Consider the following 14,717-nt stretch of genomic DNA (forward strand, 5'->3'; position numbering starts at 1 on the left):
GAACTCCAAAGCGAACGCCTGAGTGGCGGCCGTGGACAGCTCCACGCTCGCCGTGGCCGTCGAGCCCTCCGCCGCCGACGTCGACGCCGTCGAGAAGCCTGCCAGCGACGTCTCCGCTATCGTCACCGTCGCCGACGTGGGCGCGGCTGTGGTCAGCCCCGCGGGCACCGCCGTCAGCGTCACCTCGAACGTCTCCCTGTCATCGGGCACAGTGTCCGCCACGGTCGGGACCGACACCGTGCCGCGAGTCTGGCCCGCAGGGATCGTCACGCTGTAGGTCCCGCCCGCGTAGTCGGCCGGCGAGTCCGCCGTGCCCGACCCCGCCTGGGCCTGCACCGTGATCGTCGTCGCGGAGACCAAAGGCGCCGACAGCACCACACCGATCTCGGCGGGACTGCCCTCGGCTGCCTTGAAGGAAGCCGCCGACAGCGACACGCTCTGCGTGACGTCGATGATGCTCAGCGCCGCCGCGTCGTCGGTGGCCGTCACCCCGCCGCCCAGACCCACATCGTTGTTGTCGGAGTCCAGCACGCCAGATGTCGTAGTGATCGTGCCCATGCCGATGTCCACCGTCTCGGACTCGCCGGTAACCAAGTCAGCGGAGGCGGTCAGCGTCAGCGTCACCGACGTCGCGGTCTGGCCCGTGCTGGGGCCGGTGAAGGTGACCGTCGGCGTGGTGGCCGTGTTCAGGTCGTTGCAGGTCACCCCCGTCGGCAGCGGCGACGGGCAGGCCAAGGTGAAGTCTGTGTTGCGCACCGCCGCGCCGGTGCCGCTGTTGAAGGTCAGCGGCACCGCCAGCGACTCGCCGGCCACCAGCCCGCGGCCCAGCGTGATCGTGTAGGCGTGCGCCGCGCCTTCGTTCACCGCAGACCCCGAAGAGCGCGCCAAAGTCACCGCCGTCGGATCATTGTCCAGTATCAGAACCTCAGCGCGGCCCGGCGAGCCGATCCGGTAATCAGCAGGCCGCGGCAGGATCGTCGCGATCGCCTTGCCATTGGGCTCGTCCACACTGTCGTTGATGACCCGCACGCCGTTGGAGTGGCCGTTTACGCGCATGCGTCCAGGGTCATCTGGTATTGCCCACCGGTTCTCATAGACCTTTATGTCACGGGAATCGCCGAAGTCGCCCTCCTGCGAGAGCCGAAACCAGATATACGTCCTGCCGGTGACGCTAAAGTGGAACGACGCCAGCCGCTGGACACCGTGTATTGTCTCGCCCTCGGCTACCCGGTCTTTCGGGACGCCCGTAAACGTATCTCGGCCCTGGACGGTGACCACCGGCCGGGTGTCCGTCACCACCGTCGCCGTCACCGTCGCTCCCGACACGACGCCGTTGGGATAGTTCGCCGTGTCCCCGGAGTTCTGGATGCTGTGCGCGATCACAGCCGTGTCGCTCACCGCCGCGCCCGACGCAGACGTCACCGTCACCGTCTGCGCCACATTCCACGCATTGGAACCAGTGGGCGCGAACGTCAGCGTGCTCTGGCCGCCGTCAGTGTCAGGGTCGGTGTCGACCGTGACATGGGTCGTGTCGCCTGACGACACCGCCACCGTCACGCTGCCCGACGGCGCCGACTTCAGCTGCACGGTGTACGTCGCGGCGCCCTCGTTCGCGTACACATCCAGAGCAGAGACGCTGAGGGTCAGGCCGTGGACGACAGTCTGCGCCTCAGCGCTGCGCACCCCCGCCGGGACCACCACCAGCAGCGAGGCCGACAACGCCGTCGCAAGCACCGGAGCGAGCAAACGTCGCGCAGCCCTGAGCGCCGACCCCCCCCCCCCGCAACATCGCAGCCGAACAGGAGCGCTCCGACGTTTGCCGCATACCTCTGACAGTTCCCAAATCCATCACCTGACGATTTTATCATCAAAGCTCTTGGCCCCCCTTAACACACACCAAGCCGAGCCCACCCCTCGGAACTAACCGTACTAACCGTCTAGTTGTGAGGCAACCACCGACCGCAGTAGGCCCGGGGCCAGGGTTGGTCCCCCCTGCGGGCGTAGAGCAGGCGGGCGCGGGCATCCTGCTCTTCGGGCCGGGCGTGGGCCGGGTTCCCGGTGCCGCCCACTGTTCGCCACGTCCGGGGCTCGAACTGATAGGCGCCATAGAACAGACCGTTTGAGCTTTCAGCGGTGTAGTTGTTGGTGGACTCGCAGAATCGCAGGTTGTACCAGTGCTGCTCGGTGGGTTCGATGAACCCGTTCTCGATCAGCTCTCGATCGGCCATGTCGTTGATCTCCGCGATGTACACCACCCACTCAGCCGCCTCAATCGACTGGGCGGTTTCCCGGAGGCGGCTGCTCAGATACGGAATGGCATCGTCGAGCCGCCTGATGCGGGCCTCGGTGCGCTCCCGCTCCCCCGGCACGTTCTCCCTTGCCTCCAGGGCTTCCTCGAACACCTCCGACACCTCCGACAGCAGGGCATTTCGCCAAATGGCGTCGGTGGCCTCGGTTACGCCCAGAACGAAGACCAGGTCTTCGAGATAGCCGCCCGCCATGTACTCCTGCACGATGAGACTCTCAGCCTCGTCATTCAGCAGCTGCTTGCCGGTGTCGGTGCTGTTGAGCTGATCCAACCGGGCGAGTTCGCGGTGCAGCTCATCGACCGTGCGGTCGAGCGCCCTTTGCAGGCTGTCACGAGCGGTGATGGCCACCTCCAAGTTGTGCTGGGCCCGCTCCAGATCGCGCCACGGCGGCACGGCCGACTCAACGGCCACCGGCTGGACCGCTTCGCCGTCCTCGTCGGCCTGTCCGAAGGCGACGCCGCCAGCGGCCGCCATGGTGACGACCACTGCAACGAAAAGAACCGTCAAGCGACTGCGTTCTTCAGCCCGCAAACTCTCTCCCCAGTTCGGCTACCCTCGAAACGGGTTTACCGCAACGCCGTTCAGGGCAGCAAAACCCCTACCGGCCGTTACAAATCTACCGACTATGCCCACTATCCCTTCAACCGACCCTGCCCTACTCCCGGTGGGACAAGAGCCAGAGGCGATCCTGATCGTGTCGTTCGGCGGGCCAGAGGGCCCCGACGACGTGATGCCGTTCTTGCGCAACGTGACCCGGGGTCGGGGCATCGGAGACGAGCGCCTGGCCGCCGTCGCCGAGCATTATCACCTGTTCGGAGGGGTCAGCCCCATCAACCAGTGCAATCGAGACTTGGTCGCCGCCCTGGCGGCCGAGCTGGGTGCTCGGGGAGCGGGTCTGCCGGTGTACTGGGGCAACCGGAACTGGTCGCCGATGCTGGCCGACACCATGGCCCAGATGCGCGACGACGGGATTGGCGCCGCAATGGGATTCGTGACCTCGGCTTTTGGCTCCTACTCCGGCTGCCGCCAGTACGCCGAGGACATCGAGCAGGCTCGGGCGTCGGTCGGTCCTGACGCGCCAATGGTCCACAAAGTGCCCCCGTTCTGGGATCAGGAGGGATTCCTGTCGGCCATGGCCGACAACCTCGCCGCCGCCCGCCGAGCTGAGCCGAGCGCCCCGGTGGTGTTCACCGCCCACAGCATTCCCCAGTCCATGGCGGCCACCGCCCCCTATGAGGCCCAGCTCAACGAGGCCTGCCGCCGGGTGGCGGGGCGCACCGGAGTGCAAGAGTGGTCGCTGGCCTACCAAAGCCGCAGCGGCCCGCCCCAGGTTCCGTGGCTGGAGCCCGATATCGGCGATGAGCTGGACCGACTGGCCGATGCCGGGGCCGACGCGGTGATCGTGGTGCCCATCGGCTTCGTGGCTGACCATATGGAGGTGGTCTACGACCTCGACACTGAAGCCCGCCAGCGAGCCGACATGCTGGGGTTGCGGTTAGCCCGTGTGCCCACTGTCGGCACCCATCCAGCGTTCGTCACGATGATCGCCGATTTGGTGCTGGCTCCCCCGCCGGCGCCCTGTCCGGTGGACTGCTGTTTGCGGTAGGGATCGCTATTCGCTGGCGCAAATGCCCCTATGGGCGGGATCTGCTATTCGCGAGAGCCGATCTCGGTGTTGATCCAGGCGATGAGCTGGGCCTGATTGCGGGTCTGGGTCAAGATGTCGCCAGGACCGCTGAAGTGGAATACGAAACCCTCGCCCGACTTCATCGACTGGATTGAGCGGCCCTCCACGGCTCGGCGTAGCTCGTAGCTCACGGTGTCGGGGAAGGCCAGCATGTGGCTGGTGTCCACCACCACCGTCTCACCCACGGCCAGCGAGACCACGTCGATGGCCCCGTAAGAGGCCACCACTACCTTGCCAGTGCCCTCGGCGTGGGCCATGAACCCGCCCTCGCCACCGACCAGCGACTTGAAGCCGCCCCACTTGGTGTCCATTTCCACTGAGGCATCGGAGGCCAGCCAGTTGCCCCGCTCGATGATCCACGATTGCGACCCGTCCAGATCGATCACCCGAAGATCGCCGGGCAGCTTGGCAGCCACGTCCACCCAGCCGCCCTGCGCGGGAGCGGTGTAGGTGGACACGAACAGCGATTCGCCGCCCAGCACGCTGCGCTTGAGCCCCTTGAGCATGCCGCCCTCTACTTTGGCCTCCAGCGACATCCCCGAGGAGTGGGCCGACATAGCTCCGGCCTCGACTTTGACCTGCTCACCCCCGCCAAGGGCGCACCGGGCGACGGCAAAGCTGGGGGCATGACGTATATCTACCTGCATGCCGGGCAGCCTACCCACCGCCTACGGCGAATTGGTGGCGGGCTGGCCAAGATTTACGGGCTGTTTACCCGATGCTTTTGTCCTGGCCTTCCCAGTAGGGGGCCCGCAGCTCCCGCTTGAGCACCTTCATGGCGCCCGACAGGGGTAGCGGTTCAGCCCGGAACTCCACCGATTTGGGCACTTTGTAGCCGGCGATGATCTGGCGAGCGTGCTCGCAGACCTCCTCTTCGGTGATCTCCTGGCCCGGTGCGGGAACCACCACGGCGTGGACCGCCTCACCCCAAACCGGATCGGGAATGCCGATCACCGCCACTTGGGCCACGCCGGGATGGGTGGAGATAGCGCTCTCCACCTCGGATGAGTACACGTTCTCGCCGCCCGACACGATCATGTCCTTCACCCGGTCGACCAAGAACAGGTAGCCCTCCTCGTCGAGGTATCCGGCGTCGCCGGTGTGGTACCACCCGTCCCGGAACACCTCGGCGGTGGCATCGGGCTTGTTCCAGTACTCCTTCATGTAGTTGCCGCCCCGGGCGCACACCTCGCCGATCTCGCCGTCGGGCAACATGTTGCCGTCCTCGTCTTGGATGCAGAGGTTCACGCCGAACACCGGGCGGCCCACCGACCGCAGCTGGGGGCCGCCGGCCACATGGTCTTCAGCCGACAGGAACGTGAGCACCGACGAGCACTCGGTCATGCCGTAGCCCTGGAGCAGGTTCACATCCGGCAGGTGCTCCAGCAGATGGCTCAAAACGGCCTCGGGCATCGGCGACGCGCCGTACACCAGCTCTCGCAGCGACGCCAGCCGCTCGGGCCGGTACTCGGGGTGCTGGATGCACATGCCGATCATGGTGGGCACCATCACCGTCTGGGTGATGCCCTCGGCCTCAATCAGGTTCATCACCCCGGCGGGGTCGAAGGCGGGGATGGTCACCATCTTGGAGCCGGAGGCCGGAATCACCAGCAAGCTGGCCATAGAGGCGGCGTGGAACAGCGGCGTCTGGCACAAGAACACATCGTCGTCTCTCGTGCCCCCCAGCCCGATGGCCACGTGGTACACGTTCAGCATCTCAGCCCGCTGCTGGAGCAGCACCCCCTTGGGAAGGCCGGTGGTACCGCCGGTGTACATGAGCACCACCGGGTCGTCCTCTTCGGGCTCAGGCGGCGCAGCGGTGTCGCCCGCGGCCACCAAATCCTCGTAAGCCACGTCGTGGGGCACATCGCCGGAGCCGATGAGCACCACGGTGCGGATGGGGCTGTCGCCGGCGGCCTCCATGGCCTTGACGAATGCCTCGGCAAAGAAGCCGTCCACAAAGGCCACCTCGGTGCCCGAGTCCTTCACGATGTACTCCAACTCGGGGCCGGCCAGCCGCAGGTTCAGCGGGTTGACCACCCCGGCGCCCAGATAGCAGGCGTGGTAAAGCTCCAGGTAGGAGGCGCTGTTGAGGGCCATGATGGCCACCCGGTCGCCCTTCTTGACACCGAGCTCGCTGCCCATGGCATTGGCCAGCCGGGTGACCCGCTCGCCGTGGGTGGCGAAGCTGGCCCGGTAGGCACCGTCGACGATCGCCTCTTCGTTGGCGTACCGCTCCACTGCCGGGTAGAACTGCCGGTGATAGATCAGCTCTTTCATGGGGGCAACCGTAGCGCGAGACCGAGTGTGCCGGAGCGGGTCGAAGGAGGCGAAATGGACGTCGAATCCACAGTGCGTTGGCTGAAGGATCGGGAGCTGATCAAGGAGGTTCCCCAGCGGTACGCCCGGGGAATCGACCGCATCGACTTCGACCTGGTGCGCTCCGCCTTCCACCCCGACTGCCAGATCAGCGGGACGGTCATCTCCGGAGACCTTGACCCCTACCTTGACTGGACCGAGAAGGAGCTGCACAAGTTCGATGCCACCCTCCACTTCATGGGCAACCAGTACATCGACTTGGAAGAGGGCGCCGACGAGGGTCACATTGAGACCTGGGCGGTGGCCTACCACATGCGCCCGGAGGACTCAGATGTAGGCGACCTCATCTTGGGCCTGCACTACTGCGACGACGTGGCCCGTTTTGACGACCGCTGGCTCATCACCGCCCGCACCGCCCGACCCCAGTGGGCCCGCGGCGCCTTCCCCGCACCACCCGACGAACTGAAAAGCGATTGGCACGACGTGGACATCCGCCACGTGTGACCGCCTAACGGCGCTTATAGCCAGAGCAGCGACCTGGCATGACATAGGATATGCCATGCCAGTGATGCTACATTGGTCCTGTGCGGACGATGATCATCCTTCCCGACCACCACCACGCCGAGGCCAAGCGCAAGGCCGCCCATGAGGGCATCTCGCTGTCGGCATACATCCGCCGCCTCGTGGCCAACGACCTAACCGAGGCTGACGCCGCAGCCGATCCGTCGCTGTTGTTCGGGCTGTTCGACAGCGGAGGATCGAGGATCGCCGACGGAAAACAAGCCATGATCAGCGAGGCGATCGACAAGCAGTTTGCCGCCAAAGGCCTCTGAGCAGTGGCCCCGGTCTTCGTAGACACGAGCATCTGGTACGCCGCAGCCGACGTCGGCGACGCCCACCGCGACATCGCCCAGTCGCTGCTCGCCGAACGCGCCGGAGACCTGGTCACCAGCGACCTCGTCTTAGCCGAGTTGTGGAACCTGGTGACCGCCCGCACCAACCACGCCAACGCCAACCGCGTAGTCACCGCCATCGCATCGGGCGTCGCCCGGATCGAATGCACAACGCCGGCCGACTTCGAGGCTGCCCAGGCGATGCTGGACGACTACCCCGACCAGTCGTTCTCCCTCACCGACCGCACAAGCTGGGCCCTCATGGAGCGCCTGGCCATCACCCAGGCACTCGCAGCCGACGCCGACTACCGCATCCACCGCTACGGCCCCCACAAATCCCAAGCATTCACAGTCCACCCCTAACCCCCGCCCGGCCCGCACCATGTATACCGAGATGCCCGGTCAACAGATCACAGTGGATCTAATAGCCAGCCAGTAGCAGCCGCCGCCGGCTAGTTGGGGTGGTGGACGGGGAGGATGAGGGGGTGATCGGGTTGGGCGCGGGCGATCCGGGTATCGGCGGTGACAAGGGGGCTGTTCAGGCTCTCGGCGAGGGCGAGGTAAAGAGCATCGTAGAAGGTGAGGTTGTGGCGCAGCTGCCAGGCGCGGGCTGCTAGCGGCCCGTGGTGGGGGTGGCGGTGGTGAATCGTTCTCTCAGCGAGCAGCCGGGCCGACTCAGCAGCGCGTTCATCGAGGTCGCCGCGCAAAGCCATCGAGCGCAGGGCGCTGCCCGCCTCGGCATCGATAAGAAACGGCGCCGACCGCCTGCGGTCTCGCAACTGTGCTCGGGCTTGTTCTCCGATGGGTCCTATGTCGGCCACCGCCGCTACCAGCGCCGAAGCGTCCACCACCACAGCATTCGAGTTCACCGGCGGTTGTTGTCGAGGTCTGCCAACAAGACGTCGATATCGAGTTCTGTCCCGTGTGACTGGGCGAAGCGCTCCAGTTCGCCGAAGTGGGCGTCTTCGTCCGGTTCGCGGGCGAGCCGCTCGACTTGCTTTTTCATATAGGCCTGGATCGACTGGCCCGCCGCTCGGGACCGCCGTCGGATCGTCTCATAAGCCTCCTCGGAAACATCCCGGATCTGGATTGTTGCCATGCCGACACAATAGCGCTACAGCGCTGAAATACAAGCACCTTGTTTTCTGGCCCGACGAGCGCACCGCAGCGCTACCGGGCAGACTACGGGCCATGAATGATCGACCAGTGGCGTTTGTGACCGGGGCGAGCCGGGGGATTGGCAAGGCGTGCTCGGTGCATTTGGCCCGGGCGGGCTTCGATGTGGCGGTGTCGGCCCGTACGGTGCAGGAGGGCGAGCAGCGGGAGCACTCCTCCACGGTGCAGCGGTCGGACACCTCGCCGCTGCCGGGCAGCCTGTCGGCCACCGCGGCGCTGGTGACCGAGGCGGGGGGCGATGCGCTGATCGTGGCCGCCGATCTGCTCGACTTCGACTCCCTGGAGGCGGCGGCCGCTATCACATTGGAGCACTGGGGCCGGGTGGACGTGCTGGTGAACAACGGGCGCTACATCGGCCCCGGCCACATGGACCGCCTGCTGGACACCCCCATCGAATTGCTCGACTGCCACCTGAAGGCCAACTGCCTGGCACCGCTGGTGCTCACCAAGGCGTTTTTGCCCCAGATGGTCGAGCGGGGTAGCGGCACCCTGGTGAATATCACCTCGGCCTCGGGCTACGCCGACCCCACCGAGGCGGCGGGCGACGGCGGCTGGGGCATGGGCTACGGCATCAGCAAGGGCGCCTTCCACCGGGTGGCCGGATTCCTGGCCGTGGAGCACGGCAAAGACAACATCAACACCTTCAACGTGCAGCCTGGCTACATCTCCACCGAGCGCATCGCCCAAGACATGGCCCAGTTCGGCTTCGAGGACACCGGCCAGCCCGCCGACGTGATCGGCGCGGTAGTGGCCTGGCTGGCCACCGACCCCGAAGCCACCGAGCTGAACGGCACCAACATCGAGGCCCAATTCTTCTGCCACGAACGGGGCCTGCTGCCCAGCTGGGACGGCCCGGAACCCAACACCGCCGCCATCCGCTACGACCTGAGCGGCGCCATCCTGGCCGACAAGGAGGCTCAGCTTCTGGCCCAGAGCGCCCAAGAGTGACCGACGAAGCCGCCGCTGGCCGCAAAGCATCCGGGGGCCGAGAAGCGTCCGGCCGGCTAGAGCTGTGCACAGTCATGCCCGTGTACAACGAAGAGGAGATCGCCGGCCAGGTAGCCGAGCGCTGGCTCGGGGTGCTCGACAGCCTGGGCATCGACTACGAGCTGGTGGCCATCGTGGACGGCGCCACCGACGCCAGCGAGCAGATTCTGCGGGCGGTGGCCGAGCGCCACCCCCGGCTGGTGGTGGACGCCAAGACCAACAGCGGCCACGGGCCGACCATCTTGCGGGGCTACCGGCGAGGGACGGTCACCGCTGACTGGGTATTCCAGACCGATTCCGACGACGAGATGCCCGCAAGCTCGTTTGGTGAGCTGTGGAACCTCCGCCACCAGACGGATGCGGTCATCGGCATCCGAACCAGCCGGAACCAGTCGCCCGGCCGACGGGCCATCACCCGGGCCGCCCGGTTCACCGCCCGGGCCGCCTTCGGCTGCCGCCTGGCCGACGTGAACTGCCCATACCGGCTGATGCGCTCGACGGTGCTGGCTCCCCTGCTGACCCCCATTCCCGACGACACCTTCGCCCCCAACGTGGTGCTGTCGGGGATGCTGACCAGATCAGGTGCCCGCGTGGCTGAGGTGCCCGTCCCCCACCAAGACCGCACCACCGGAGTGGTGTCGATCCTGGGTTGGCGGGCGCTTCGGGCCGCCGTCCGATCCTTCGGCCAGACCGTGCGCCTCAGCCGCGCCCGCATTCCGGAAATCTGACCGTAAGCTGCCGATTTCCGCCCAACTGTCACCGTTGGCAGGTACCGTCTAATCAGGGGTAAAACCCGCACTTCCCCCTACGAAAATCCGCTAAGGGAATCATGCCCCCACAATCACAGTTACCGCTCGGCACCGTGTCGAACGATCGCGACACGGATGTCGATTTTGCCCGTGAGATCGTGCCTGTCCCGGTGGCCGAGGAGATGTCGGAGTCATTTCTGGCCTACTCCCTGTCGGTCATCACCTCCCGGGCCATCCCCGATGTCCGTGACGGCCTGAAACCGGTGCAGCGCCGCATCCTCTACTCCATGCTCAACATGGGTATCCGCTCCGACGGTCCCCACCGCAAGAGCGCCCGCGTGGTGGGCGACACGATGGGCAAGTACCACCCCCATGGCGATGCCGCCATCTACGACGCCCTCGTGCGCCTGGCCCAGGATTTCTCCCGGCCCATCACCCTGGTGGACCCCCACGGCAACTTCGGCACCCTCGACGACCCCCCGGCCGCCCCCCGCTACACGGAGTGCCGCCTGGCCAATGCCGCCATGGAGATGCTGGCCGAGATCGACGAGGACACCGTGGACCACCGGTCGACCTACGACGGCGAGAGCACCGAGCCCGAGTGCTTGCCGGGCCGGCTGCCCAACCTTCTAGTGAACGGCACCACCGGTATCGCCGTGGGCATGGCCACCAACATGGCCCCCCACAACCTGCGGGAGGTGGCCGAGGCCATCCGGCTGGTGATGACCAAGCGCCGGCCCAAGCCCACCGTCGACGAGCTGCTCAAGGCCCTGCCCGGCCCCGATTTCCCCTCCGGGGGCTTGGCCATCGACGCTGAGGAAGGCGGGCTGCGCCAGATCTACGAGAGCGGGCGGGGATCAATCCGGATCCAGGCCAAAATGGCACCGGTCAAACTGACCCGCAGCCGCTGGGGAATCGAGGTCACCGAACTCCCCTACATGGTCGGGCCCGAGAAGGTGGTCAAGCGCGTAAACGACCTGATCGTCGACGGCAAGCTGCCCGGCATCCACGACGCCCGCAATCTGTCCGACCGCCATCACGGGCTGCGCATCCTGATCGAGTGCGAGCCCCATGTGGAGCCCGAGAAGCTGTACTACGACCTGTTCCGCCTCACCCCGCTGGAGGAGACCTTCGCAGTCAACAACGTGGTGCTGGTGAACGGCGTCCCCACCACCGTGGGGCTCTACGACCTGTGCCGCCACTACATCGACCACCGCCTCGACGTTGTGGTGCGGCGCACTCGGCATCGCCTGGGCCGGGCCCGCGACCGCCACCACATTCTGGAGGGGTTGATCACCGCCCTGGACAACATCGACGAGGTGGTGGCCATCATCCGGAGCTCGGACGACGCTGCCGAGGCCCGGCAGCGATTGCAGGACGCCCTGGATCTGACTGAGGTCCAGGCGGCCCACATCCTGGACATGCAGCTTCGGCGCCTGACTGCGCTGGAGAAGCAGAAGATCGTCGACGAGCGCGACGAGCTGGTCGCCCTGATCGACCAATTGGAGAAGCTGCTGGGCTCAGAGCAGCGCCAGCGCACCCTGGTGCTGAAGGAACTGGACGAGCTGGTGGAGCGGTTCGGACAGGATCGCCGCACCGAGATCGTGTCGCACCGAGACGCCCCGGTGTATGAGGCCACCCCAGTGGTAGAGCTGACGCCGAAGGCCGAAGGGCCGTGCGTGGTCACGCTGTCTACTACCGGCATCGTGGGCCGGGCTTCGGCAGGGGGTCGCCGGCGATCCCAGTTCGGGCGCCACGACGTGCTGACCGCATCAGTGGAAGCCGATTCGGCAAGCACGGTCTTGGCCGTCACCTCGGCCGGTCGAGTGATCGCCTCGCCGGTTTCGGCCATCCCCGAAGTGTCGGGCCGCAGTAGAGGTGCAGGGGCGTCCGAGGTGTTCGGGACAATCCGCAGCGAGGCCGTGCTCACCCTCGTGTTGCCCGGCAGTGATCCGATGACGCTGGTCACCACCGGCGGCACAGTGAAGCGGGTCGACCTGTCGGAGGCCGACAAGGGCCGAGCGACCAAGCAGGTCATCAAGCTGAAGCCCAACGACAAGGTGGTGGCCGCGTTCTGTGCCCCGGAGTCCGCCGAGATGGCGCTGGTCAGCCTCCACGGTCGTGCGCTGCGGGCCCCGATTCAATCGGTCTCCGTTCAAGGGCGCGGGGCATCGGGGGTTCGGGGTATGAAGCTCAAAAATGGCGACCGGATCATCGCCGCCGCTGGAGTGGTCGGTGACGAGGCCGTGATCATGGTGGATGAAAAGGGTTCGGTGGACATCACACCGGTTACAGACATCCCGGCCACCGGTCGGGACGGCTTGGGCACCCAGTTGGGTGGAGAGGTGCCCTTGGCTATGGCCATGGTGACGCCCCCGGCCGACCTGTTGGCCGAAGTGGACGACAACGGCAAGCCGGCCAAGGCCCCGGTGCCCTTCCCACTGGAAAACGGCGACGCCGGCCACGCCGTGGTCCTGAGCGTGGGGATGCCCCGATGGTGACCCAGACCAGTTCCTCCTCCCGCTCTCGGGGCAAGAACTCCGACTTGTTCACCCCTCCCAACGGGGGCAACGGCAACGGCAGCTACGAAGCGGCCGACATCGTCACCCTCGAGGGGTTGGAGGCGGTCCGCAAGCGCCCCGGCATGTACATCGGGGGCACCGGCAGCGACGGCCTCATGCATTTGGTGTGGGAGCTGATCGACAACGGCGTGGACGAGGCGGGCGCCGGATTCGCCACCCGCATCGACGTGATCCTGCATGCCGACGGTTCGATAGAGGTGAGCGACAACGGTCGGGGCATACCGATCGACCCCCATCCCACCAAGAAGGTGTCGGCTCTGGAGGTGGTGCTCACTGAATTGCACTCCGGCGGGAAGTTCGGCGGCGGGGTCTACGGTGCCTCAGGCGGACTGCACGGGGTGGGCGCATCGGTGGTCAACGCCCTGTCCACTCGGCTACGGGCCGAAGTGGACCGAGACGGCGCCACCAGGCAGCTTTGGTTCGTCAAACAGAAGGCCGGGCAGTTCGACGGCGACAAGTTCGTCAAGGGCCACAAGCTCCGCCGGATCCGCTCCACCCGCAAAACCGGCACTCGTATCCGGTTCTGGCCCGATCGGGACATGTTCGACCCCGACGCGGCAGTGGAGTTTGAAGCCATCCGCCAGCGGGCCCAGCAGGCCTGCTTCTTGGTGCCCGGACTCAGGATCAAGCTGGAAGATAAGCGCCGAGGCCACAACAACGAGCCGGTGGACCTGATCTCCCATGGGGGCCTGGCCGATCTGGTGGCCCACCTGTCGGCGTCTGAGGCCGTCACCGAGGTCATCTCCATTCCCGGAGCCGAGGAGTTCGAGGAGAAGGTCCCCGTGGACGGCGCCATGGAATTGGTCACCCGGCTGTGCCAAGTGGACATCGCCATGCGCTGGGTCAAGGACTACGACACCAAGGTGGCCACGTTCGTCAACACCATTCCAACCCCCCACGGAGGCACCCACCTGGCCGGCTTCGAGCGGGCCCTGACGCGGGCGATCAACGACAGCCTGCTGGCCGATTCCAAGAAGCTGGCCCGCCTGGCCAAGCAGGGCAACGACCGAGCCCAACGAGAGGACGTGCAGGAGGGCTTGGTTGCCGCAGTCAAAGTCACCCTGCCCGAGCCGCAATTCCGGGGCCAGACCAAGCAGGAACTGGGCACCCCGCCGGTGCAGTCCATCGTCTACAACGTTCTCAAGGATGGCTTGGAGAGCTGGTTCCAAACCGGCCCGAAGAGCCATGTCAGCGCCTTGCAATCGAAGATTGCCGACGCGGTGGTGAGCCGGGTGTCGGCTCGCCAGACCCTGGAGAACAAGCGCCGGGCCGCGTCGCTGGGCTCCACCGGAATGCCCGACAAGCTGGCCGACTGCCGGGTACACGGCCCGGAGTCCGAGCTGATCCTGGTGGAGGGCGACTCGGCCGCCGGCCCGGCCAAGGCGGGGCGCAACGCCGAGAACATGGCTATCCTGCCGTTGCGGGGCAAGGTGGTGAACGCCGCCAAGTCGTCGGTGAAGCAGGTGTTGGACAACGCCGAGGCCCAGGCCCTGTTCACCGCAATTGGGGCCGGCTCCGGAGACGACTTCGACATGGCCAAGGCTCGGTATGGGCGCATCGTGATCTTGTGCGATGCCGATGTGGACGGCAGCCACATCCGGTGCCTGCTGCTCACCCTCATCCACCGCTTCATGCACCCAATGCTGGAGGCGGGCCGGGTCTATGCCGCCCAGCCCCCGCTGTACACCGCCAAGGTGGGCGATCAGACCCACCGGGCGTGGTCGGACGCCGAACGAGACCAGATCACCGCCGAACTGGCCAAGGGCAACCGAAAAGCCGAGAACATCCGGTGGTCCCGGTTCAAGGGTCTGGGCGAGATGGATACCGACGAGTTGGCCGAATGCGCCCTCGACCCCGAAACCCGCACACTTCGGCAGCTCACCCTCGACGATGCGAAAAAGGCCGAGGAGATGTTCGAGACCCTGATGGGCGCCGATGTGGGTCGCCGCAAGGACTTCCTCATTGCCCACAGCGAGCTGGTCGACCGCGACGCCCTCGACTACTGACGGCCAGAA

Annotated in this window: 14 protein-coding genes; 8 read left to right on the forward strand and 6 right to left on the reverse strand. The window is 66.4% G+C overall.

The genetic code is table 11. The features are described 5' to 3' along the window. Positions 1 to 1,734: hypothetical protein (locus OXG30_15730; GenBank protein MCY4136339.1), on the reverse strand; the 1,734-nt coding region annotated here is incomplete at its 3' end. A 203-nt stretch (positions 1,735 to 1,937) separates the two neighbouring features. After that, on the reverse strand, positions 1,938 to 2,795 hold the full coding sequence (locus tag OXG30_15735; protein ID MCY4136340.1) for a transglycosylase family protein: 858 nt from the start codon (positions 2,793 to 2,795) through the stop codon (positions 1,938 to 1,940). A gap of 178 nt (positions 2,796 to 2,973) precedes the next feature. Between OXG30_15735 and OXG30_15740 the strand changes: the two genes are divergently transcribed. Continuing rightward, on the forward strand, positions 2,974 to 3,915 hold the full coding sequence (locus OXG30_15740) for a ferrochelatase (protein MCY4136341.1): 942 nt from the start codon (positions 2,974 to 2,976) through the stop codon (positions 3,913 to 3,915). Between the two features lie 44 nt (positions 3,916 to 3,959). Here the strand turns inward: OXG30_15740 and OXG30_15745 are convergent, their stop codons facing one another. Together OXG30_15745 and OXG30_15750 are read right to left on the reverse strand one after the other, a co-directional pair. Then, complete coding sequence (locus OXG30_15745; protein ID MCY4136342.1) at positions 3,960 to 4,643, reverse strand: TIGR00266 family protein; 684 nt, start codon at positions 4,641 to 4,643, stop codon at positions 3,960 to 3,962. 64 nt (positions 4,644 to 4,707) lie between these two features. Next, positions 4,708 to 6,276, reverse strand: a complete 1,569-nt coding sequence (locus OXG30_15750; protein ID MCY4136343.1) for a long-chain-fatty-acid--CoA ligase — start codon at positions 6,274 to 6,276, stop codon at positions 4,708 to 4,710. A gap of 54 nt (positions 6,277 to 6,330) precedes the next feature. On the opposite strand from OXG30_15750, the gene OXG30_15755 reads away from it, so the two are divergent. The 3 genes from OXG30_15755 to OXG30_15765 all read left to right on the forward strand — a co-directional run bounded on the left by OXG30_15755 (position 6,331) and on the right by OXG30_15765 (position 7,571). Beyond that, complete coding sequence (locus OXG30_15755; GenBank protein ID MCY4136344.1) at positions 6,331 to 6,819, forward strand: nuclear transport factor 2 family protein; 489 nt, start codon at positions 6,331 to 6,333, stop codon at positions 6,817 to 6,819. An 80-nt stretch (positions 6,820 to 6,899) separates the two neighbouring features. Continuing rightward, positions 6,900 to 7,148, forward strand: coding sequence for a hypothetical protein (locus OXG30_15760; GenBank protein MCY4136345.1), 249 nt, complete (start codon positions 6,900 to 6,902; stop codon positions 7,146 to 7,148). A 3-nt stretch (positions 7,149 to 7,151) separates the two neighbouring features. Further along, positions 7,152 to 7,571, forward strand: coding sequence for a PIN domain-containing protein (locus tag OXG30_15765; protein ID MCY4136346.1), 420 nt, complete (start codon positions 7,152 to 7,154; stop codon positions 7,569 to 7,571). Between the two features lie 89 nt (positions 7,572 to 7,660). On the opposite strand, the gene OXG30_15770 is transcribed toward OXG30_15765, so the two are convergent. Together OXG30_15770 and OXG30_15775 are read right to left on the reverse strand one after the other, a co-directional pair. Further along, entirely contained in the window at positions 7,661 to 8,077 is a 417-nt protein-coding gene (locus tag OXG30_15770; GenBank protein ID MCY4136347.1) for a type II toxin-antitoxin system VapC family toxin, read from the reverse strand. Then, positions 8,074 to 8,307, reverse strand: coding sequence for an antitoxin (locus OXG30_15775; protein ID MCY4136348.1), 234 nt, complete (start codon positions 8,305 to 8,307; stop codon positions 8,074 to 8,076). Before OXG30_15775 ends, OXG30_15770 begins: the two co-directional genes overlap by 4 nt. Positions 8,308 to 8,399: 92 nt before the next feature. Between OXG30_15775 and OXG30_15780 the strand changes: the two genes are divergently transcribed. The 4 genes from OXG30_15780 to OXG30_15795 all read left to right on the forward strand — a co-directional run bounded on the left by OXG30_15780 (position 8,400) and on the right by OXG30_15795 (position 14,708). Beyond that, positions 8,400 to 9,332: an SDR family NAD(P)-dependent oxidoreductase gene (locus tag OXG30_15780; GenBank protein MCY4136349.1), complete on the forward strand. Its 933-nt coding sequence runs from the start codon at positions 8,400 to 8,402 to the stop codon at positions 9,330 to 9,332. Beyond that, positions 9,329 to 10,099, forward strand: a complete 771-nt coding sequence (locus OXG30_15785) for a glycosyltransferase family 2 protein (GenBank protein ID MCY4136350.1) — start codon at positions 9,329 to 9,331, stop codon at positions 10,097 to 10,099. Before OXG30_15780 ends, OXG30_15785 begins: the two co-directional genes overlap by 4 nt. A gap of 134 nt (positions 10,100 to 10,233) precedes the next feature. Further along, on the forward strand, positions 10,234 to 12,621 hold the full coding sequence (locus OXG30_15790; protein ID MCY4136351.1) for a DNA topoisomerase 4 subunit A: 2,388 nt from the start codon (positions 10,234 to 10,236) through the stop codon (positions 12,619 to 12,621). Next, a complete protein-coding gene (locus tag OXG30_15795; GenBank protein ID MCY4136352.1) occupies positions 12,615 to 14,708 on the forward strand; it encodes an ATP-binding protein in 2,094 nt (697 codons plus the stop codon). The genes OXG30_15790 and OXG30_15795 overlap by 7 nt, the downstream gene beginning before the upstream one ends. Positions 14,709 to 14,717: the final 9 nt, after the last annotated feature.

The organism is bacterium, assembly GCA_026708015.1.
Classification (GTDB): Bacteria; Actinomycetota; Acidimicrobiia; order Acidimicrobiales; family Bin134; genus Poriferisocius.

Coding starts and splice junctions, on each gene's coding strand:
- OXG30_15745 (MCY4136342.1), bottom strand. CDS start 4,643: ATGCAGGTAGATATACGTCATGCCCCCAGCTTTGCCGTCGCCCGGTGC.
- OXG30_15750 (MCY4136343.1), bottom strand. CDS start 6,276: ATGAAAGAGCTGATCTATCACCGGCAGTTCTACCCGGCAGTGGAGCGG.
- OXG30_15755 (MCY4136344.1), top strand. CDS start 6,331: ATGGACGTCGAATCCACAGTGCGTTGGCTGAAGGATCGGGAGCTGATC.
- OXG30_15775 (MCY4136348.1), bottom strand. CDS start 8,307: ATGGCAACAATCCAGATCCGGGATGTTTCCGAGGAGGCTTATGAGACG.
- OXG30_15780 (MCY4136349.1), top strand. CDS start 8,400: ATGAATGATCGACCAGTGGCGTTTGTGACCGGGGCGAGCCGGGGGATT.
- OXG30_15795 (MCY4136352.1), top strand. CDS start 12,615: ATGGTGACCCAGACCAGTTCCTCCTCCCGCTCTCGGGGCAAGAACTCC.